Raw genomic sequence first — 21056 nt, forward strand, 5'->3', positions numbered from 1 at the left:
TGCGGGCGATTTCACGTGCCACGGAGGGCTTTTCTGCAATGATTGTCTTCATGTCTTCTTCTTTTTTGTTGATACTTTGGATTTTATTTTGGATTCAGTGGCGGACACGGGATTACATTTTCATGCCCTTGCCCGTTTTCTTCTGCGGCTTCTCCTGCTGCTGTTGCTGGCGGGCGTCCTTCGGGTTGGTCTGACCTTTCTGCAACGGCTCTCTCAGATTCTTTGTAGCCTCGTTGGTCTTGCCATCGTTGTTCACCGCCACCTGCGTGCGGCTCTCGTTGGACGGAGCAACCTGCTGTGCATTGTCAGGGTTCGTGTCGTAGCGGTACGGGCGTCCCTTCTCCGGGTTGAACTTGATATACATCGTGGCATGGAAGCCCTGCTTGTCGGTCACGTTCTCCAGCTTCACGGCTTTACCCGCCACATAGTCGGCTTTCTGCTGGTCGGTGAAGCTCACGCCGCTCCATTTGCTGATGGGGCGGATGCTGCCGTCCTCGTTCGTCCACGTGTTGCGGCGTTGCTCCTTCTTGGTCTGTGCGGCATTTTCCCCGCCCTGCGCCTGACTTTTCGATGTGTCGCCTTTGGTTTCCTGTGTCTGTGCGGTACGGGGCGACTTGCCGGTTCCCGGCACGAACTCCACGCCGCGCTGCTCCACGTTCACTTGCAGGGTGGTGACGAACTTTCTGCCGTCGTTGCGCTCGATGAGCTTGTCGCGTACGGGCAGTCCGGCGCGGAGCATGTCCCGCTCCTGCGTGGTGATTTCCGTCTTGCCGATGCGCTCCGGGATGCGCACCCTGCTTGCCGGAATGTCCGTGATTTCATTCGTCTTGCGGTCGATGCTGATGTAGGAGGGGATGATCTCGCCCGTTTCCCTGTCCACAATGTCCACGACCCTACCGAGATTGCCCGTTTCGCGGAGGTTCTTCCGGTCATTGTCGGAGAATTTGTGTTCCTTGTACTCATCCAGCTTCTGCTCCTTGCGGATGAAGTGCGGCACGAGGCTGATGTTTCCCTCACCGTCCTTCTTGAAGGAGAGGCGGGCGTCCAGCTCGAATGATTCGCCGCCGAAGGTCGGTTTGACCTTTACCAAGTCGGACTTGCCATAGTTGAGCATCTTCGTAAGGTCGCCGGACTTTTCAAGGTTGTCCCGCTTTACGCCCCATCTGTCCTCCAGCTCCTGCCAGTTGATTTTACTCTCGTCGATGGGCTGGTAGCCACGTTTGCCCTGCATCTGTTCGGATTTGTCCTGTTGCTGTTCTTTCCGTTGTTCCATGTTCTCCTGTTTTTGAGGTTCTTGTTTCTCTGTCTGTTGTGCTGCCATCTCTTCCTGCACCTTCTTCTCATAGTCGGAGGTGTCCACCTTGTGAGGGGCGAGCAGCTCCTTGTTCGCTTCGGGGTCTTTCAGCAGTTGCTTCATCACCTCTAAGAGATTTTCAGCTTGGTCTGCCGCAATGCGGTAGAAACCGAAGCGGCTGGGTTCCTTGCACTGCCGGAAGAAGTTCTTGAAGAAGTTGTCCAGCACGTCGCCATGTCGGTCGAATTGCAGGAAACTCTGCGCGTTCTCCGCTTTTGCGGGGGTGCGCTTGGGTGTGCCGTCCGCGTTCAGCCCGGCTACCACGCTGATCTCGCCTGTCTTCTCGTCACGGACTACCAGCACGTCCTTTTCGTCTTTTTTCTTTGCCATCTGAAAAATGTTTTAATGGGTTATTTATGAAAGAAATTATGGATACGAGCCTTGTAGAAGGCTATATCTTCCTTTTTGAAGTCCTTGATATGGTTGGAAAGGAATGTCAGCACGTCCTCCTCGCTGTAATAGGTCTTCTTGCCCAGCGTCTTGTAGGGCAATGCGCCTACGCTGCGGTAGCGTTGGAGGGTGCGTTTGCTTATCTGGAGCAACATGCACAAATCCTGATTGTCGAAAAGGCGGATGCTTTCCGTGATAGTGGGCTGTTTCCCCTCAGCCTTCATCGCCAGCAGCAGTTCGTCCTGACGGTCGAGCCGTTCCATCAGCTTCTGCATCCAGCCCTCGAAGTTGTTTCGTGTGAGCAGTTCCATGACCTATGTCCTCCTTCCTTTTGGTTTGCCGCCCGTGCGCAGCGTGTGGTTGTGGAACAGGGTGTCTATTGTCCCTTCCTCGTTCCTTACTGTGTTGTCCTCCAATAGCCGCAGTATCTCGGAAAGGCGGTAGCGGCAGCTTCCGCGTACCACCACATACTCGATACGGTGGTCGGTGCGCATACGCTGCATGGTGCGCTTGCTCACGTTGAGCATCTTCGCCGCCTGTGCCGTGTCAAGCAGCTTGTCTTCGGTTTCCCGCTTCCGTTTCTTCTCGTCCCTTGCCTCGCGGATGTACCCTGCGATGTTCGCAATCTGCGCCATCATCTCCTTGTAGGCGGAACTTTCCATTGTTATCACTTTCATGTTCAGTCCTTTCTTTTTGTTTCTGCGACAAAATTCGGCAATAAACAAAAGGGGCTTTAACAACTCACTACGTGACTCACGTAAGATTTTTGCGGAAGATGGCTCCGTAACCCGGTCAAACGGCGCAACAGGCAGCCTTTCAGCGGAAAACGATACGTCTTGTATGCCGTTTCGTTACCTTTGCGGCAAACTCTAAATGACATGAATATGGAAATAGTATCTATCGAGAAAAAGACTTTCGAGATGATGGTGGCGGCATTCGGCGCACTCTCGGAGAAGGTCGCCGCCCTGAGGCGCAAAAGCGACACGGGGCGCATGGAAAGATGGCTCACGGGCGAGGAGGTCTGCGGGCAGTTGAGAATAAGCCCGCGCACGTTGCAGACGCTGCGTGACAGGCGGCTTATCGGCTACTCGCAGATAAACCGCAGGTTCTATTACAAGCCAGAGGAGGTGAAGCGGCTGATACCGCTTGTCGGCACGCTCTATCCGCACGGCAGATGATTTGATTTATTCACCCACTGAATCCGAAGTTATGATGAACGAGAACAACGATGTTTTTACGATGGAAGACGAGCCGATAGCCTCTGTGGTGCAGGATATGCGCAAAGGCTCGAAATGGCTGTCCGCATTTCTGGAAAGCTACCGTCCTCCGCTGGACGGGGAACGTTACCTGACGGACGGCGAGGTGTCGGAACTGCTCCGTGTGAGCCGGCGCACCTTGCAGGAATACCGCAACAACCGCGTGTTGCCCTTCATACTTTTGGGAGGGAAGGTGCTTTACCCGGAAACGGGGCTGCGCGGGGTACTGGAAGCGAACTACCGCAAGCCGCTGGAGTGAGGCGGTTTCATGAAAAAGTAAACGGGTGACACCTTTTGTGGTGCTACCCGTTTACTTGTCTTATGGGGTATGTGCAATCAGCAATACCCGGCTTTTCCGTTCTGTATGAACATCACGTATGTCTGCCGTTTCTCTTGTGAGAGTGCCTTTCCCACCAGCCATGTGCGGAACAGGTGGGTGTTGTAGGTATTCACCCTGAAAGCGACCGGGATGATGATTTCAAGGGCGTACACGTCCGCGTGCAGCCCGTTTTCAAGCTGCATGTAGCGGCACACCTCGTAGTCGTTCAGCACGTCCGACTTGCGGACGGCTCTGATGGCGGCGTTCACTGCCGGGACGGTCGTATGGAACAATCCGGCTATTTCGGTGGCGGTCATCCACACGTCGTTACCGGTTACGCTGACTGCCTTGTCCTCGATGATGATTGTGTCACGTTTCATGGCTTTTCTTTTTAGATGGTGCAACCTGCAAATTCCTCGACGCCGTTCAATCTTGCGGCAAGGTTCTCCATGTCCTGATTGAGCTTCTCTTTGGTTATCTTTGCGTAAATCTGCGTCGTCTTTATGCTCTTGTGTCCGAGCATGGAGCTGACCGTTTCGATGGGAACACCGTTGGAGAGGAATATCGTCGTGGCTGCCGTGTGGCGGCTCTGATGCCACGTGATATGCTTGGTGATGCCGCAACGCTTGGCGACGGCACGGATACCGGCAAGGCACGTGTTATAATGCGGAACGGGAAATATCCTGCCGTCCCCGCACAGTCCCCGGTATTTGCCGATTATGCGGTTGGCGATGTCGAGCAGGCGGATGTTGGACACCACGCCCGTTTTCTGGCGGTTGATGTTTATCCACTCGTGTTCGTCGAAGTAGGTGCGGATATTCTCTTCCGTAAGGTTGCGCATATCCGCGAACGACAGCCCCGTGAAGGCGCAGAACAGGTAGAGGTCGCGGTACAATTCCTGTTTGGCGTTTTTCAGTTTCCCCTCCATCAGCAGGCGGATCTCATCTTTGGTCAGGAAACTGCGTGTTGTTTCCTCCTTCTTGATTTCATACTCGCGGAACGGGTCGCGCGTCAGCCACTCGTTGTTGATGGCGATGAATACCATCGTCCGTAACGGGCAGACGTACAGCCACACGGTATTGGTGCAGCAGTGCTTGTCCGTGCGCAGGAACATCTCGAAGTCGGAGATGAAAGCCGGGGTAAGCTCTTTTAGGGCGATGTCCTTCACATGGTAGCGGATGTCGAGGAACTCTTGCATGTGCTTGTAAACGGTGCGGTACTTCAGCAGCGTGCCTTTGGCTTTCATGCCTGCCTCCACCTGCTTCTCGTAGTCCTCGTTGTGCTGGCGGAACACCTGCATCAGCGTGTGGTAGCGGTGTTCCAGTCCGAGAAAGGCGTTCTTCACCTTCTCCGCCGTGACGAAGTTGTCACGCTCCATGATTTCCTGATAATGCCTGTTGATGCGTACCCGCATCTTGTCAAGCATACGGTTCGTTTCGAGTGCCGCCGTGCTTCTGCCCGTGACACGTCCACCTTTGGTGTCCCACAGTTTCGGATCGACAGTCAGTTTGCAGCTGAACTGTGTCTGGCTGCCGTCCACCGTGATGCGTCCCATGACGGGAACTGTCCCGTCCTTTTTCACTACCTGACGCTTGAGGTAGTAGATTACTGAAAATGTACTCTTCATTGTCCTTAATTTTTGGGTTTCAAAATTAGTTGGTGAAGAGTCCGGTGTTGGTACGCAAAACGGGGAGGAACGGCGCAATCTTTTTCCGTAACCTGATTTTTCGCATGAGTTATGGATAACTCACTATTCCTTAGAGCCTTGTTTCGCTATTCGTACCCGTTTGTCGCATTTTCGGGCATGGTTACGAACAAGTAACGTAGCGGCGTCAGGATTTGGCTTCGGCAGGGATTGTAATGGCTTCACGGATTATCGCCACTTCAACCAAAACCCTTGTAACTCAATTCTATCACTATATCTTTCCGCATTTCACTTTTTTGTAGTAATTCTGGAAGATTTTTATAACCACTTTATTAGCAAGCAGTTCTGAGGATAAGGTAAAAATGAGGTAATGATTTGGCAACCCTGTCTATTTCTACGTTCTGCTGTGAGTTGCTGTCAATGTCTCTCGTCTTGGTACAAAAGTAGCAATAAAAATCGGATACACATCAAAATGTCCCATGATTTTTATCACAGGACGTTTTTTATCTTCGCTGAATAATCCGGTTTAACCGTTACTTCTATTTTCGGCAAGTTGCGGGCTATGATTGCTGAAATTTATACTTTAATCCATACTCTTCCAACTTGCTATACAGCGTTGTACGTCCGATTCCGAGCAATTCGGCGGCAACCTTGCGGTTTCCGTTTGCCTGCTTCAACGCGCGTAAGATGCGTTCCTTGTCCTCCGCATCGTTTCGCAAGGCGAAGCTGACAGGTGAGGTCGGTTTCGTTACGGCAAGTTCCAGATGCTCTTTCATGACAACTCCCGTCTGTGCCTGCAACACCGCGCCCATTATCTTCTGCCGAAGCTCACGGACATTACCCGGCCACGGATGGGTCAGCAATGTCTTACGGGCTTCCGCATCGAACCCAGTCACGCTACATTCCAATTCATTGTTGGCAATCTCACGGAAGAACTCCGCCAACGGCATGATGTCCTCCTGACAGTCACGCAAGGGCGGAACAGTTATCTCGAAGTCGTGCAAACGGTACAGCAAATCCTGTCGGAAACGTTTTTCAATGACCGCTTTCTCCAGATCCCCGTTGGTGGCGGTGATGATGCGGACATTGAAGCTCTTGTCCGTCTTGTCACCTATAGGGCGGTATCTCCGTTCCTGTATGGCACGGAGTAACATCTGCTGGGTTTCCAATGCGAGATTGCCTACCTCATCCAAGAACAATGTGCCACCCTCTGCCTCATTGAAGTATCCTTTCTTTGTGCTGTCCGCACCCGTAAACGCGCCTTTGACATGTCCGAAGAATGCCGAGGGCGCAAGGTCTTTGGAGAGTGAACCGCAGTCCACAGGCACAAACGGTTTCCCTGCCCTTTTGCTCTTATCATGCAGATGGTGGGCGATATGCTCCTTGCCCGTGCCGTTCTCTCCGAATATCAGCACGCTCATATCAGTAGGGGCAACTAATCTTATCTGTTGCATGATTTTCTGAAAGGCGGAACTGTCACGGGCAAAAACGGGCATACGATTTCGTCCGATACTCCGTTCTTTCAGGATGGTATGAAGCAGAGGCATAAGTTTATCCTCCACAAGCTGCTTGGGGATATAGTCCAGCGAGCCGAGTTTCATACTTTCGACTGCCGTATGCACTTCGGCATAGTTGGTCATGATGATTAACGGTTGTGTCATGCCTTCCTTGCGCATCCATCGTAATAGGTCGATGCCGTCACCGTCGGGTAGTCGTAGGTCAGAAACCACGATGTCCCCGTCTGAGGCTTGTTGCAGAAGTTTCTTCGCGGTCGAGAGGTGGTAAGCCTGCACGGTACGGAATCCTTCCCGTGCCAGCAGGTTGCAGACAAACTCGCAATACACGATATTGTCCTCCACCACGATGATTCTTGTTTTATCCATTTTCGTATTTTTCCTTTCTTCTTTTGCCTGCCGGATAATTTCAGCACCTTTATCCAGCACAGCCGGTCACCGCTTTGCATATCGCTTCGTCATCTGGAGTGGCACTTCCATGAAGTTGGGCGTAAAGTTCCCTCAATGGCTGGTCGGCACGGAGAATCTGCCATGAACTTCGCAGATGGTGTGTAAGTGTGTCCAGTTCTTGGAGGTCTTTACGCTGTTCTGCATCCTTGACCGCCTGCATTTCCTTTTCGGTTTCCGCTATCAGTTTGTCCAGCATGACGGATTCATTGCCATAAGATAGCAGAGTGGAAAAATCCGGCTTTTCATCCAATATGCTGCTTAATGCGCATTTATCCGTAATCTCCATCAGTTCGGATATGGAGAACGGCTTGAACAGGCATCCGGCAAATCCACGCCCTATAAGTTCCTCCTTGCTGCAACTGCCCGAAGCGGTTGTCACGACTATGGGAATACTCTTCGAGTTGCCTACATTGGATGAGCGCAACAGTTCCAGCAGTTCAAAACCGCTTATCTCAGGCATATTCAGATCCGTCAGAAGCAGGCTGTATTCCTTTTTTCGTATCAGCTCCATCAGTACCGAAACATTGGTACAGGTATCGCAGTGCATCCCTTCATGGGCATACATTTCTTTCAACATAAGGAGAAGTACCTCGTCATTGTCGATGGCAATCACATCATGGCAGATATGATTATGGCGCATTTGCGCTTGAATTGTCTGTTCCGGCAGTTCCTCGGCTGTCTGCATGGGAATTTCCACCGTGAAGCGGCTCCCTTTGCCTTTCTCGCTTTCCAAGCGTATAGTTCCACCGAGCATCGCCACAATACGCTGCACGATGGACAATCCTAATCCGAAGCCGTCTTTTGCGGCGGCATTTGAAAGACGTTCAAATGCACCGAATACTCGTTGTTGCTCATCTTCGGTCATGCCCGTACCGGTATCTTCAACGATAAGTTTCAGCAAACCGTTATCATAATCCGCTGCCAATGATACACTACCGTTATCCGTGAACTTGATGGCGTTTGACAACAAGTTGTTGCCGATTTGCAGGATACGTTCCTTGTCGGTCAAAACCACCGCATCGGTGTGGCTCTCCACTATCAAAGTCAGCCCCTTGTTCATGGCAATGGGCATGAACTCCGTTTCAAGAATATGCGTGATTGCGGAAATCCTGCAAGGGGAAAGGTTGGGTTGCTCCTTGCCGTTGTCCAGACGGAAGAAATCCAGCAGCGTGTTGAGCATCTCCCGCATACGCTCGGAAGATTGCCGGATATTATCCACATACATGGTGCTTTTATCCGCGCTACAACTTTTCTGCATCAGTCCGGCATAGCCTCATTTTGTCAATCGTATTTTTTCGTGGTAGAAGTAGTTTACGATGACAGGTTTGCCTTTTTCCGAGCGTCCGTATGGCAGATCGTTTATACGATACGGGAAGCCCTGCTCCTTGGCGTAATTTGAAATGTCCTGCTCCAATGCCTGCCAGTATTCAAGCCTTTTTTTATTGTAAATTTCCTCGTAAAGCGGTATGAGGTCAGGATACTTCTCACGGATATACGTCATTATCCCGCCTTTGAACTGCCCGCGTAAATTCAGGTTTTCAAGCCAGATTAAATCAGCATAATCTTTTACCTCCTCTATTATTGCCTTTACGTCTGTTATTCTGGGGAATATGGGCGAGACGAAGCATACGGTGCGGATACCTGCCTCGTATGTCTGACGCATCGCTTTCAGACGGCGTTCAATGCTTACGGCGTTGTCCATATCTGCGCAGAACTGCTCGTCGAGCGTATTGACAGACCATGACACAGTCACTTTGGGAAAACTCTTCAACAGGTCGAGATCGCGAAGGACAAGATCGGACTTTGTGCATATCATAATCTCGGCATCGCTTCCTCGCAGCTCTTCGAGCAGCCTTCGGGTACGGTGGAATTCTTCTTCATACGGATTGTAACCGTCCGTCACAGACCCTATTACAACACGTTCACCGTCGTATTTATGAGGATTCGTTATCGGCTTCCAGTTTTTTACATCTAAAAACGTACCCCACGGCTCGGTGTGCCCGGTGAACCGTTTCATGAACGATGCGTAGCAATACCTGCAGGCGTGGGGACACCCTACATAAGGGTTGACCGAATATCCTCCCACCGGCAGAGAGGATTTGGTCATTACACTCTTTACATCTATTTCCTTTATTGTATCCATATTCATTGTATTCGTCTGGTAAATTGTTCCGGCAATTCCTGAATCATTCTTTCGTCGCCCATAATCGGCAGCAAATCCTCTTTCATGAACACCGGTATGCCATGAGCCTTTGCCTGTTCTGCAATGCTAAGCACCCATTCGGGGCGCGAATATGACTTTCCTTTTCGGTTTCCGGTCTCTGTGCCTATGACAATCCAGTCAATTCCCTCGAAATCAATCTCGCCGATATCATCGAAGAGAGGTTCAAACGTGACATGGTAGTGTCGTGCTTTGATATTCTTTTTCAAATCATCAATCCTCCTTTTCTCGGAACTGCGCGTAACGGTCACGCCCATCCATACGTTCTCGTCGTCAGAGGAGAAACTGATTTTGTCAGGGCGCTTCGTCAGAAAGATATAGGCGTGCTGGGGATTGCTGCTGATCCGCTCGAAAATTTCTGCGTTCCATTCAGGCTTCCAATCGGAGAAATCGCTCATTCCTGTCATGAGCCACACATGAGGACGGGACGTATCGATGATGCGCAGTTTTCGTTCCATGTATTCAGGCACGGAAAAGTCGTCGGTAATGTGGAAACGGCGGCAGTTGTTACGGGCATAGCAGTAAGGGCATCCTATAGTGCACCCTACCACTATGTTCATGTTTTTTATCAGGGATTTAATGCAGACACTCATAACACAACTGTTTCTCCGTCCTCCGGGATAATCAGCCGGCTCATGTCGGCTTCGTGATGCGTTGCCTCATTGCGCAGAATTGCACGGGTGGTCTGGCAATGGTCGATGGCATCCATGTGTACGGCTATCAGCTTGATATGCGAAGGCAATTCGTCAAGTATCTGCATCACTTCGTTCTCGTCGGGGATGATAGGACCGTCCGTTTTGGAAAATTCGGGAAAGATTGCACCTCCGGAGTTTACCACGATATAGTCAGGATTGAACCGTTCCACGGTGTCTCGGATACATGCTTCCCATCGGCAGTCACCCATTATATAAACGGTCGGGAAGCCCTCGGCTTTTAGCACATAACCTGATACAGGTCCCATCATCTGCCCGATCTGCCCGAAACCATGATGTCCGGTCGTGCGGTAAATGGATATGCCGTCTATTGTTTTTATTTCTTCGATGGGTATCACATTTGTAAATCCGTCGTTTCTGATGGCGTCCGCGTCCTGGGGCTGAACGTAGAAAGGAATTTCTTTGGGCAAATGTGTGGGGACACTCGGCTCGTAATGGTCGATGTGATTGTGGGTCAGGAGCACCATGTCCACGCCTCCGATAATATCCTGAATAGGAATGGTGAGGTGTACCCTCGGTGTTTTATTCACACCGAGGGCCGATATCAAAGTGCCTTTGTCGGCTAAAACGGGGTCAATTAGCATGGTGTGTCCCGCATACCTGATTTTCAAGGTGGCATTGCGCACCAATTGTACTGTAGATGTCTTTTTCATGACTATATGTCTTGTTATTGATTACGGGTGCAAAGTTCGGAAGAATCCGGCGAAACATCTATGCCTGAAAAAACGGTAATTATGCCATTTTGATAAATGAAATTATTATCTTTGCAAAAACGACAAGGATATGGACGAGATAATCAACCCTGATCGACTGGTCAGCGTACCGTTCAACAAGACACGCTGCGGCGTGGATTTTTACATCAATACTGCCATAAACAAGGACATCGGACTTGTGCTGACAGAAAACAAGCGGTTTAAGACAGACTTCTTCAGCTTCTACTTTTTCCGTAAGGCAAACGGATATTTGCTACTGAACTTCCGCAAGATTGAACTGCGCGACGGCATGGTTCTCCTGCTTTCACCCCATCAGCAACAAGAGTGGCATGTAGATGAGACGGCGTTGGATTACACGTTCCTTATATTCCGCGAAGATTTCATGCGTACTTTTATCGCCGACAAGTTCTTCGTTTTTCGCCTTTTGTATTGTTACCAGACAGATACGCCGCCTTACATCAATGCCACACATGACGAAATGAAGGAATATATGCGGCTGCTCGGAAAGATTAAGTATGAGCTGATGAATCCAGTGTCCGATACGTACAATATCATTGTTTCCTTACTATATTATCTTTTGCTGATTATCAATCGTACATACGCTGCCGCCTATTGCTTGCCCGCTGAAATTGCTAAAAACAATTTCGCTTTTCGGTTCAAGGACTTGTTGGAACAGAATATCCGCACCCACCAGCGGGTGCAGGAATATGCAGACATGCTTCATGTCAGTCGCATCACACTCAATAACTCAGTAAAAGCCCAATTCGGAGTATCAGCTACCCATTTGATAAAACAACGTCTGCTTGAGGAACTGAAGAACGAATTGCTATTCTCCAACCGCACTGTCAGTGAAATGGCGGATGATTTCAATTTCTCTGATCCGAGCCATCTCATGCGCTTCTTCAAACAGCAAACAGGCAAAACATTTACTCAGTACATGACGGATTACAATAAAGGCATATACGAATAACTTCTTAATATAGTCGATAGCGGCTATCGAAATATGGTTGTTGATGTTCAGGCGTTTTTGTACTGCATGAACCATTTTACGATTTCTGGATCTTCGTGCGAGCCGAGTAAGAAAGGCTTGTCGGTATCCAGCGTCTTTATCCGTGCCATGTCGTCGGCCGACAGGGTGAAGTCTAATATGTCGAGATTCTGCTTCATGCGTTCCGGTTTCACAGACTTAGGAATAATTATGCACACTGATATTTATCGCGCCCGGACAGGTGTTCGGTGCGGAAGATGACGGCATGCAGTTCCAACCAGATGGCTACCTGCTTATGTTCCATCCCGACCTGCTGCGGAATACACCTCTCGGGCGGATAATGCGTGAATATTCGTTCTTTTCCTACGAGACAAACGAGGCATTGCACCTTAGTGTGGAAGAACGGCAAATCATCATGGATTGCTTCCACAAGATTCAATATGAATTGAACCATCCGATACACCGTCACAGCAAGAACCTCATCACAGACAGCATCAAGACGTTCCTTGATTACTGCACACGTTTCTATGACCGTCAGTTCATCACACGCGACAACCAAAACCGAGACATCCTCGCAAGATTTGAGCGGTTGCTTGACGAATACTTCCATGATGGGGCTGCTAAACGGATAGGCTTGCCCACTGTACAGTATTGTGCAGACAAGCTCTGCCTCTCGCCCAACTATTTCAGTGATTTATTGAAAAAAGAAACAGGTTCAACCGCCCTGCATTTCATTCATGACAAGTCTATTGAAATAGCCAAGACGGAACTTGCATCTACAGACGACACCGTTAATGAAATCGCCTATAATCTCGGTTTTCAGTACCCGCAACATTTTACCCGACTGTTCAAGAAAGAGGTAGGTTACACTCCGAATGAATATAGAGCGCAAGTGTCGTGAGAATTGGATTAGTACAGAATATTAGAACCCAACACCTCTCTTGCGCTTAACTTTCTTCCTTCTGCGAAGTATATCCACCATTTCCTGATTGGCTTCCGCATCAGCAGCGTTATAAGATGAGCCACTGCTTTTTAGCAATCCCCAAGAGCCGTTGAACAACTCGCTTTGTGCCGTGCCGGACGGTGCGCTTGGTGTAGCCGTTTCATATATTCCGGCTGTTATTCCCATACGTTCCCTGCATCTGTTGTGCTGCAAAGCCGCGTCAATCTTGGAATAACTGAAACGCCTGTCCACTTTGGAGCCGTTGAAATGGTAGCCATTCATGGAGAATACAACACCCTGCACCTCGCTGGTCTGCCCCTTATGCTTGAAATGTACTTCCACTCCCTGCCGTTTCAGGTTGGCGATAAGCACGTTCCAGTTGCCGCATCTGCCGACTTCCATTTTGATGATGTCGTAAAGCGCATATTTCGTCCTGTCTGGCTCTTTCAGGCGGTTGCGTTTGACATTGTCCTTTCCGCCAGCCATATGCAAGCCGTATTTCAAGGTCAATTCCTTGCAGATGCGGGTACTGCGCAGACGCTCGTGCCTGTCCGATATGGTATTGCCGTTGTTGTCTATGCGGTTGAAAGCAATATGCACGTGCGGATGCTCCTTGTCGAAATGCTGGGCGATGAAGAACTGCGTATTCTTGATTCCCATCCGTTCCATATATTCAAGCGCGATGCCTGCCATGATACGGTTCGTCAGCCGTAACTCATCCTCTTTGGAAAAACTCAACGCGATATGTCCGACAGGTTTTGTCACCTTATCGTTCATCCGTGACTGGGCATTGAAACTCATGGCGATAGTTTCCAGATTTTCCATAAACAAGCCTTCGCTTGCTACTATCTGCGTATCCTTCTTCTTGTCGATGATGTAATCCACCGCACCCTTGAAGTCGCTTCCTTTTACGATTTTCGCCATCATATCCCTATCTTGGTTATAAGTTCATGAATCCTTGCCACTGCCACCTTGCAGTCCCACCGTTCATCGTGGAAGCCTCCGGCGTTTGCCTTACGCGCAAGCTGGTTGAGATTGTTAGCCATGCCGCAGAGTTGGCGGATGTATCCGGCATGTTCCTCCGACAGCCGTTCTTTCACATGACCGTTACGGAAACATTCCCTCATGTACTCGCTTGGTGATACGCCCGCCTCATGCGATCGTGTCAGCAGGCGGAAGTAGTCGGCTGCCGTCATTTTCACTGCGATACGGTATTTCAGTTTCTCGGTTGCTTCCTTCTTGGGGCGACCTCCCTTGTTGCGTTCCTTGTGTTCCTTTGTCTGTTCCATATTTTATTCCTTTTAATTCGGTTACTGATTCAACTGTATAGACCGACGGGATGCCACCTCCTGCAATTTGGATGGTGGGTGGCAAGCGGTTTCGGTACACCCGAAACACAAACTTGCTACCTCCCAATCCTTAAGGAATGAGTTTCGGGCATCTCCCGTTTTTCTCATTCGGGATGTCATAATCCCAACCCTTTCTTCTTGGGTTTTACGATAGTTCTTGGCGGTGGACTAACGGCTAATTTCTGCCGGATTCCACGCAGGTAATCGTTCAGGTCTTTATGCCCTTTGTAGTTGTCGGAGAAGTCGCGGATGCGTCCGGCGAACTTCCTTTCCAATTCCCGATACGCCTTTCTTCCCGCCTCGTCATTGTCGAGCATGCAGTGGATACGTCCATACCCGTGCAGCACATCTATAGCTTTGGAAACATTGGCGGTCGAATTGAGGATGACGTAATCCTGCCTGTCAAGGTCGGGCAAGTTCGAGCAGTTCCTCTTCCGCAACGTGAGGAATGAAAGATAGTCCATCATGCCCTCGAATACAAGGCATTTCTCTCTCGCTTCTCCCTGTTGCCGAATATGGCTGATGTCTTTGGGTGCGACACAGCCTTTGAAAAAACGGTTACGCACTTCAAATCCTCCCGCCACATTCGGAAAACCGATGGCGAAATAGGGCTTGCCGTTATGGGTGAAGTGGAGCTCTTTACATTGCGCCTTTGCCAAAGCGATGTTTATGCCCCGTTCCTGCAAGTATCGGAGCAATGCCGGATGGGTGAGTTCGCCCACCTCCAAATGTTGGAAACTCGGTTCGGATGCCTGCTGGCGAAAAGAGAAAGATATGGGACGGATGTGTGGTGCCTGTTCCGCTATCTTGCCAAGCAGATAAGGCACATGGTCGGATGCGTACAGTACCCCTGCAAGTGCGATGATGTTACCACCTCTTCCCAGTCCATAATCGAACCACAGGTTGCGGTCGGTGTTCACCTTGAACGAGGCTTCCGTTTCCTGACGGAACGGGGATTTATACCACAGGCAGTTTCCCTGTTGCTTTACGGGCGAATAACCCAAACTTTGCAGATAGTCCGCAATTTTGATTTGTTTTGCTTCTTGGATGTTCATGATATAATTTCTATGGATTTGATGATGACTGTAAAAACGTTGATTTGATGAATGAGATATGTATTGTCCTATACGTTAATGCTTTATATTCTCAACATCTTCTCAACAAACCACTCACAAATAGAGAATCCAACAAACTGATGCTGTTTCCCTCTCAACTTTTCTTTTCGATTGTTGAGAATTTGTTGAGAGTGTATGCTGTTTATTATCAGTATGGTTATATCATTATTCATCAATTCAACAAAAAAAGAATAGTATTACAGGGATTCAAGTTGTTCCCTTGTGACGGTGTAGAAACGACCGACTCTTTTTATCGGCTCATATCGGCACTCCCGATTGTAATTGAATTGGTAAGTGGTATATGTAAGCCCGTTAGAGGCAGGAGTAAGTTTCCAACATTCCTGCAATACCTTTCTGACTTGGTGCTTCTCCACCTTTACCTGCGAATGTACCAGCAAAAGAAGAATGTCGTTGTGGCAGAACGAGAATGTGTCCGTGCCGACACTTTCCATAATGTCAAGGATAAGTTCGCACATCTCTATCTCCAATCGGTTGCGGTTGCTGCGGATAATCTTCTGCAAGGCTTCGGTATGCAGCAAAGAGGGCGCAAACCACATACGGCTTTCCTTTTCGGTGGAAAGTTGTCTGTATTGCAGGTAATACAGAAAGGCAGGTATCTCAGCTTTCAGCTTTTGCAGGAAGTCTGTGTCATCGGATTGCAGACGGTCTATCTTGCGCACCCAATAGCGTGTTTCACCTGCATCAATGATAACAGGCAGATACTCGTTGTTGGAGCATAGCACGAACTTGGCAAAGAACGCTATCTCGTCACGGTCTTTGCCTTTGGCTTCCACCTTGTAGGAAAGTGTGGTGCTGAGGTTCTTCAACCGCTCGCTGTCCTCCCTGCGGTTGAGCAATACCTCGTCCACCACGATGAGCAGTTTTCCTGCCCAGTCGGAATTGAACTGGCTGCGGAAGTCCTCGTTGGTATTGAAAGTGACATTGTTTTGAAACACAGCTTTCAGGAAGTTCAGGAATGTACTCTTGCCCGTGTTGCGTTCTTCTGATACCAACAGCAGGATAGGCAGTTTCTGCACGGGTTGCAGGTAGAGCAATTGAAGATAGTCCATGCCCAATTCATACTGTTCACCGAAGATATGGCGCACCAATGACCGGATACAGGGAAACTCGCCTTGTTGCGGACGGTGTCCTATCGGCTCGTAGAGGTTCAGGAACTTGTCCACCACGGGACGGTAGTCCACATGGTCGGGGACGGTGCAGAAGCCGTCGTACTTCGGCACGGTGGCGAGATAGTCCTTGCCGTAGTCCTGCCGCAGTGTTTCGTTGTTCCACACGATGCGCTTCTTCACATAGCCTCCGTTCAGACGGGGCTGGTTCACTAACTTGTAGAGGGTAGTACCCACACGGATAAACTCCTCATTTTCAAAGTTGCCTTGTTTCATTAGCACTTCATTTTTTTGTTTAATCAGTGCAAAACTCGGCAATTAGCGCAGAACGGATTAACAACTCACGCATACCTCACGTAAGATTTTCTTGGATTTGGCTTTATGACATACAACAAAAGCCCGAAGAAATGCCATTCTAATGGATTTTTCTTCGGGTTTGTCGTAATCGTACGTATGAATGGCAATACACCTATTCACATACTCGTATAAATACATTGTTGGCAATGGGAATACGCATAGGTCTCACTACTTCATGTCGTCATATCATTAGAACTTATGCCTGATAATTAGACATATCCCAACCATTTATACCCAGCGAAAAGAAGATATTTGTTTTCTCTTTTCGCAAGTACAGCCTTTTAAATATGGCATTGCGCACCTGTTCCGCACCGAAGCTGTCAATGCGGAAAGCAAGTGCGACTATCATCGGAAAGCTGAACACATCGGCATGATACCCGTTCTCCTGCCGAACATACTTCTGTACCTCGTATTCTTTTAATGCTCCACTGTTATAGATGTTTCTGATGGCAGAACGAAGTGTCGGAGCAATTACTCCGAACAGTTCCACCAATTCCGGCTCGCTCATCCAAATGTTTGAGACATTCTCCGGCATGATGATATTGCCGGATTCATTCACTGTTATGCTGTTTCTTCTCATACTCATGACATCGTTATTCCGTTAAACGTCTTACTCAGTTTGTCGCCGAACATGGTCAGGTCGTTGTCGAGCTTCTGCGTGGTTATCTTTGCGTAGAGTTGGGTCGTGACTATATTCGTATGTCCCAACACACGGCTTACGCTTTCAATGGGCATCCCCTTGCTCAAAGCTAATGTTGCGAAGCCATGACGACTGCAATGAAATGATATTGACTTGGTTATGCCACATTCCCTTATCATCCGTTTCAACGGTTTGCAGATAGACCAATAGTTCAAGCCGGGGAATATACGATTGTCTTTCTGCATCGGTCGGTAGCGTTCGACTATCTGCAAGGGTATATCCAGCAGCTTCACTTGGAAGGCGACTTTTGTCTTGTGGCGTTTGGACAATATCCACTTCTCGCCGTTCACCTCCACGATGTTGTCATTCGTCAGTTCCTGAATGTCCACGAATGACAAGGCGGTGAAACTGGCAAAGATGAAAATGTCACGGATGTATGCGAGCTTGCTGTCTGCAAACTCATGTGTCATGACCGCTTTCAGTTCATCCTCCGTCAGATATTCCCGTTCTTTCACATTGGGGCTGATATGAAACTGGATGAAAGGATTGCGCGGTATCAACCCGTTATAATGCGCTTTCATGACCACGCCTTTCAGCCACATACAGTTTGCCCATATCGAACCGTTCCGCAATCCGGCTTCAGTCGAGAGGTATGCGGCGAACTCCTTGATGAAATCGGGAGTAAGTTCCAACATGGACATATCGCTGCGTCTGTAAAACGACTTGATAAAGGCGGCTACATGGTTTCTTGCCCGTACACGTGCCCGATAGGTAGCCATTACCCTGTCTTTGCCTACCCGTTTCTTGAACACTTCGTTCTCACGGTCGAATGCTTTTAGCAGCGTCTCATACTCGCTGCCGATTCCCTGATAGGCGTTGCGCACCATCTCAGCCGTAACAAATGCCTCGCGGTCTGAAATGCGCTGGTAATGTTTGATGATTTGCGCCTTGATGTTGTCAAGGGCAAGGTTGATGTCTCGTGCCTCGCGGCTCTTGCCTTTCGCCTTGTTTCCTTTCACGTCCCAAAGCGTTTTCGGGATGTTCTGCTTACAACTGAACTGCGCCACAGTCCCGTTGATTGTCACTCGTCCCATGATGGGGACAATACCGTTTTTCTCCTTGCTGCCGTTCACGTAGAACAGAACCTTGAATGTGCTTCTTGCCATACTCGTTTTTTGTTTGCAAAGTTATTACTCAACGAGTTAGACCTTGATATGCCAACCTGTGCCACAAGCTGCCAAATACAACACGGTGTGTTAAAAATCACCATTCGGCGGGTAATGATTTGGAGACCGTTCTTCTTCATAAATCCGCTTTCCTTTACGTTACCTCGATTTTTCGCCTGTCCTCATTTGTCTTCGCAAACGCCTTATTGACAGGCATTACGAAGACATTTGTCCCTTTTTATTCGTCTTTTCCAGAGATTTGCTGTAACTTTGCTCTTAATATATAAATCATATCGATATGAAAAAGATAATATCTTCATGGATAGGCATTTTTGTAGGTTGTACTATTCTGGCAGCAGGTTTTGTTTACTTTATCAATCCTTATAATCTTGTTCCTGGCGGGGTGTATGGAGCCAGTATTGTGCTTCATAATCTGTTCCCTTCTATTCAGGTAGGTACTTTCGGTTATATGTTTGATATTCCTTTGCTTATCATTTCCGTGCTGGTACTGGGAGCAAAATTGGGAGCACGTACTATCGTGGCGGCACTATTCACTCCGCTTGCCATGAATGTGCTGTCTCTCCTCTCCTATCCTTCTGAAGAAGCGCTCCATCAGTTGGACCCTACACAGTTGCTGGGTGGCAGTCTGAATATGTCCGACCATTTGATGCTGACTTCTGTGATTGGTGCGGTGGTTATCGGTATAGGCTGTGGTATTGTAGTGCGTAGCCGGGCTACTACAGGAGGTACGGATATTGTGGCGATGATATTGCAGAAATATTGCCATATACGTTTTTCAAAGGCGATACTGCTGGTAGATGGCATTGTGGTGGGATTCGGCCTATTGGTTATCGGTTTCGGTATCGGAAATCCGGATGATGCTACACAACCTTCGTGGCATTTGTCTTTCTATTCACTGATAGCTATTTTTGTCACTTCGAGGGTATTGGCCTATGTGATAAATGGGGAGAAGAATGACAAGATACTGTTTGTCATCAGTGATATGCGCCTTACCGCTTTGCACGACTATATTCTTAAAGATTTGGACCGTACAGCCACTTGCATCAAAAGTAGTGGTCTTTATACCAATGTAGACAAGGAAATGCTGTTTCTTGTGGTGAGTTACAAGGAAGTGGTAGGTATCAAGCAGAAGATAAGGGAAGTAGACCCAAAGGCTTTTGTAGTGGTTACCGATGCTTATGATGCATTTGGTGAAGGTTGGAAAGAGCTTCCGATGGCAGGAGAGGTACAACCCGAATAAGTAGTAATAAACAATTGTTCATTCTGTTATTAACTGAATATATAGCTTAATATCAATTATTTAATAACTAATTATTTGTGTTGCTAACATAGTTTTCAACATGGTGTTAACGATAAGTTTTTTGTTTGAATGAACGGTATTGTTGCGAAGTCGATGATGTGGAACTTATGGCATGGTTGCCATAAATTGAGTGCAGGTTGTAAGCATTGTTATGTTTATCGTGGTGATGCCCGGCGAGAGGTGGACAGTTCGGTGGTGGTGCGGACAAAAAACTTTGACCTGCCTTTGCGTAAAAAGCGTAACGGAGAATTCAAGATACCACCTGGAACATTTGTCTACACCTGCTTTACTTCCGATTTCTTTGTGGAAGATGCTGACAAATGGCGGGCCGAAGCATGGGAGATGATTCGTTGTCGCAGTGACCTGCATTTTATGATGATTACCAAGCGTATAGACCGTTTTTCTGACTGTCTGCCCGATGATTGGGGAGACGGATATGATAATGTAACCATTTGTTGTACGGTTGAAAACCAGGCTTGCGCCGATTATCGCTTGCCCATCTATAGGAGAGCTCCCATAAAGCATAAGATAATAATCTGTGAACCGCTGCTGGAAAGGATAGATTTAAGTACTTATGCTGTTGGCGAATGGATTGAACAGATAGTTGCAGGGGGAGAATCCGGTTACGAAGCCCGCCCTTGTGATTTTGAATGGGTGATGGACCTTCGCAGAATTTGTGTGGAAAATAAAGTGGACTTCTGGTTCAAGCAGACCGGTTCTAAGTTCGTCAAAGACGGAAAGACATATAATGTGAAACGCCAATTTCAACATTCGCAGGCACGCAAGGCGGGAATAAACATCAGTTTATAATTGTCCGCTTTCTACCATCAATATCACCCGTTCGGTCAATGCATCGTCTCCCATAGGGTCGTATTGTTTTTTTAGACTGGCGCCGAAGAGTGCGGCAAAAGTCTGGTAGAAACCGGCTTTGAAAGGGCCCATAAAAGCTTTTACCAGTTCATATCCGGTGGAGTTGGTCTGTCGGTCTACCAGTTTTATTAACAGTTTGCCTTGGGCAAAGGTAAGTTTCTTCATGCGGGGAGTGTATTGCTCCTTCAAGCTTTTCTCTACTGCTTTCATGTGTTTCTGGCGGGCTTTCTCGGTGGGCAGGGTCATCATGTATTCGTAGGTTTCAATGATGGCACGGTTAATCTCCTTGGAGATGGGAAGTACCTTCTTTACGTCACGAATGAGTTTGTAGTACTTGTTCATGTCGCGCTTGTTCTTGAATTTAAGCGGCTTGAAGATGTAGACAGTGGGGAGCTTGACATAAGGGATGGTATCTCCTTCGTAAACGCACATGGGAGTAAGATAGACACTCTTTTGCGCAGCAGACTGTGGTTGCTGCTGTGCAAAACATTTCAGGCTTCCGAGAGAAAGAAACATGATGAGTATTACTATGTTAAGCCTTGCGTTCATGTTGCAAAAGTACACCATTCTGTGTAATGTTGTTGCATCATGTTGATTTTTCCTTG

General features: G+C 48.4%; 23 protein-coding genes and 1 pseudogene. 6 read left to right on the forward strand and 18 right to left on the reverse strand.

The genetic code is table 11. From position 1 onward, the window contains the following. Positions 1–112 precede the first annotated feature (112 nt). From DXD78_RS14220 to DXD78_RS14230, 3 genes are read right to left on the reverse strand one after another with little or no spacing between them, the layout of a single operon-like run. Positions 113–1684 (reverse strand): DUF3945 domain-containing protein, encoded by a 1572-nt coding sequence (locus DXD78_RS14220; RefSeq protein ID WP_004291455.1) that lies wholly within the window; start codon positions 1682–1684, stop codon positions 113–115. Positions 1685–1704: 20 nt separating this feature from the next. Further along, positions 1705–2055 (reverse strand): helix-turn-helix domain-containing protein, encoded by a 351-nt coding sequence (locus DXD78_RS14225; RefSeq protein ID WP_004291454.1) that lies wholly within the window; start codon positions 2053–2055, stop codon positions 1705–1707. A 3-nt stretch (positions 2056–2058) separates the two neighbouring features. Next, complete coding sequence (locus DXD78_RS14230) at positions 2059–2421, reverse strand: helix-turn-helix domain-containing protein (protein ID WP_004304264.1); 363 nt, start codon at positions 2419–2421, stop codon at positions 2059–2061. Between the two features lie 201 nt (positions 2422–2622). Here DXD78_RS14230 and DXD78_RS14240 point away from each other — a divergent pair, with 201 nt between their 5' ends. Both DXD78_RS14240 and DXD78_RS14245 read left to right on the forward strand, forming a co-directional pair. Next, positions 2623–2922: a helix-turn-helix domain-containing protein gene (locus DXD78_RS14240; protein ID WP_004291426.1), complete on the forward strand. Its 300-nt coding sequence runs from the start codon at positions 2623–2625 to the stop codon at positions 2920–2922. A 31-nt stretch (positions 2923–2953) separates the two neighbouring features. Beyond that, positions 2954–3259: a helix-turn-helix domain-containing protein gene (locus tag DXD78_RS14245; protein WP_004291424.1), complete on the forward strand. Its 306-nt coding sequence runs from the start codon at positions 2954–2956 to the stop codon at positions 3257–3259. A 77-nt stretch (positions 3260–3336) separates the two neighbouring features. Here the strand turns inward: DXD78_RS14245 and DXD78_RS14250 are convergent, their stop codons facing one another. The 7 genes and pseudogenes from DXD78_RS14250 to DXD78_RS14285 form a co-directional block, all read right to left on the reverse strand. Continuing rightward, entirely contained in the window at positions 3337–3699 is a 363-nt protein-coding gene (locus tag DXD78_RS14250; RefSeq protein WP_004291423.1) for a hypothetical protein, read from the reverse strand. Positions 3700–3710: 11 nt separating this feature from the next. Further along, complete coding sequence (locus DXD78_RS14255; RefSeq protein WP_004291422.1) at positions 3711–4946, reverse strand: site-specific integrase; 1236 nt, start codon at positions 4944–4946, stop codon at positions 3711–3713. 578 nt (positions 4947–5524) lie between these two features. Continuing rightward, a complete protein-coding gene (locus tag DXD78_RS14265; RefSeq protein WP_117652792.1) occupies positions 5525–6847 on the reverse strand; it encodes a sigma-54 dependent transcriptional regulator in 1323 nt (440 codons plus the stop codon). Continuing rightward, positions 6840–8201 (reverse strand): annotated as a pseudogene (locus DXD78_RS14270) (hybrid sensor histidine kinase/response regulator); the annotation flags it as partial. The pseudogene DXD78_RS14270 and the gene DXD78_RS14265, both read right to left, overlap by 8 nt. Beyond that, positions 8202–9077, reverse strand: a complete 876-nt coding sequence (locus DXD78_RS14275; RefSeq protein ID WP_004329298.1) for a radical SAM mobile pair protein B — start codon at positions 9075–9077, stop codon at positions 8202–8204. Further along, positions 9074–9742 (reverse strand): radical SAM mobile pair protein A, encoded by a 669-nt coding sequence (locus DXD78_RS14280; RefSeq protein ID WP_004329299.1) that lies wholly within the window; start codon positions 9740–9742, stop codon positions 9074–9076. The genes DXD78_RS14275 and DXD78_RS14280 overlap by 4 nt, the downstream gene beginning before the upstream one ends. After that, the gene (locus DXD78_RS14285; protein WP_004329300.1) at positions 9739–10515 is read right to left on the reverse strand and encodes an MBL fold metallo-hydrolase; all 777 of its coding nucleotides are present in this window, start codon (positions 10513–10515) and stop codon (positions 9739–9741) included. Before DXD78_RS14285 ends, DXD78_RS14280 begins: the two co-directional genes overlap by 4 nt. Before the next feature lie 130 nt (positions 10516–10645). Between DXD78_RS14285 and DXD78_RS14290 the strand changes: the two genes are divergently transcribed. Next, a complete protein-coding gene (locus DXD78_RS14290) occupies positions 10646–11545 on the forward strand; it encodes an AraC family transcriptional regulator (RefSeq protein ID WP_004329302.1) in 900 nt (299 codons plus the stop codon). Between the two features lie 47 nt (positions 11546–11592). Here DXD78_RS14290 and DXD78_RS21195 read toward each other — a convergent pair whose 3' ends face one another. After that, positions 11593–11742 carry a hypothetical protein gene (locus DXD78_RS21195; RefSeq protein ID WP_004329303.1) on the reverse strand — a complete coding sequence of 50 codons (150 nt, stop codon included), beginning with the start codon at positions 11740–11742 and terminating at the stop codon, positions 11593–11595. Between the two features lie 62 nt (positions 11743–11804). Here DXD78_RS21195 and DXD78_RS14295 point away from each other — a divergent pair, with 62 nt between their 5' ends. Continuing rightward, entirely contained in the window at positions 11805–12464 is a 660-nt protein-coding gene (locus DXD78_RS14295; RefSeq protein WP_004329304.1) for an AraC family transcriptional regulator, read from the forward strand. 21 nt (positions 12465–12485) lie between these two features. On the opposite strand, the gene DXD78_RS14300 is transcribed toward DXD78_RS14295, so the two are convergent. From DXD78_RS14300 to DXD78_RS14325, 6 genes are all read right to left on the reverse strand, one after another. Next, complete coding sequence (locus DXD78_RS14300; RefSeq protein ID WP_004329305.1) at positions 12486–13433, reverse strand: relaxase/mobilization nuclease domain-containing protein; 948 nt, start codon at positions 13431–13433, stop codon at positions 12486–12488. Next, positions 13430–13795, reverse strand: coding sequence for a MobC family plasmid mobilization relaxosome protein (locus DXD78_RS14305; protein WP_004329306.1), 366 nt, complete (start codon positions 13793–13795; stop codon positions 13430–13432). The genes DXD78_RS14300 and DXD78_RS14305 overlap by 4 nt, the downstream gene beginning before the upstream one ends. Positions 13796–13971: 176 nt before the next feature. After that, on the reverse strand, positions 13972–14910 hold the full coding sequence (locus DXD78_RS14310; protein ID WP_005775883.1) for a toprim domain-containing protein: 939 nt from the start codon (positions 14908–14910) through the stop codon (positions 13972–13974). A 257-nt stretch (positions 14911–15167) separates the two neighbouring features. Further along, positions 15168–16373 carry a primase-helicase family protein gene (locus tag DXD78_RS14315; protein WP_004328112.1) on the reverse strand — a complete coding sequence of 402 codons (1206 nt, stop codon included), beginning with the start codon at positions 16371–16373 and terminating at the stop codon, positions 15168–15170. Positions 16374–16650: 277 nt separating this feature from the next. Further along, the gene (locus DXD78_RS14320; RefSeq protein ID WP_004328110.1) at positions 16651–17040 is read right to left on the reverse strand and encodes a hypothetical protein; all 390 of its coding nucleotides are present in this window, start codon (positions 17038–17040) and stop codon (positions 16651–16653) included. Continuing rightward, a complete protein-coding gene (locus tag DXD78_RS14325) occupies positions 17037–18260 on the reverse strand; it encodes a site-specific integrase (RefSeq protein WP_005775881.1) in 1224 nt (407 codons plus the stop codon). Before DXD78_RS14325 ends, DXD78_RS14320 begins: the two co-directional genes overlap by 4 nt. 298 nt (positions 18261–18558) lie before the next feature. Between DXD78_RS14325 and DXD78_RS14330 the strand changes: the two genes are divergently transcribed. Both DXD78_RS14330 and DXD78_RS14335 read left to right on the forward strand, forming a co-directional pair. Continuing rightward, positions 18559–19521: a YitT family protein gene (locus DXD78_RS14330; protein ID WP_005825206.1), complete on the forward strand. Its 963-nt coding sequence runs from the start codon at positions 18559–18561 to the stop codon at positions 19519–19521. A gap of 129 nt (positions 19522–19650) precedes the next feature. Further along, on the forward strand, positions 19651–20391 hold the full coding sequence (locus DXD78_RS14335) for a DUF5131 family protein (protein ID WP_044468589.1): 741 nt from the start codon (positions 19651–19653) through the stop codon (positions 20389–20391). On the opposite strand, the gene DXD78_RS14340 is transcribed toward DXD78_RS14335, so the two are convergent. Continuing rightward, positions 20386–21018 (reverse strand): DUF4294 domain-containing protein, encoded by a 633-nt coding sequence (locus tag DXD78_RS14340; RefSeq protein ID WP_005833968.1) that lies wholly within the window; start codon positions 21016–21018, stop codon positions 20386–20388. The two genes, DXD78_RS14335 and DXD78_RS14340, sit on opposite strands and share 6 nt — an antisense overlap. Positions 21019–21056 lie beyond the last annotated feature (38 nt).

This window comes from Bacteroides sp. D20 (assembly GCF_003436255.1).
GTDB lineage: Bacteria > Bacteroidota > Bacteroidia > Bacteroidales > Bacteroidaceae > Bacteroides > Bacteroides uniformis.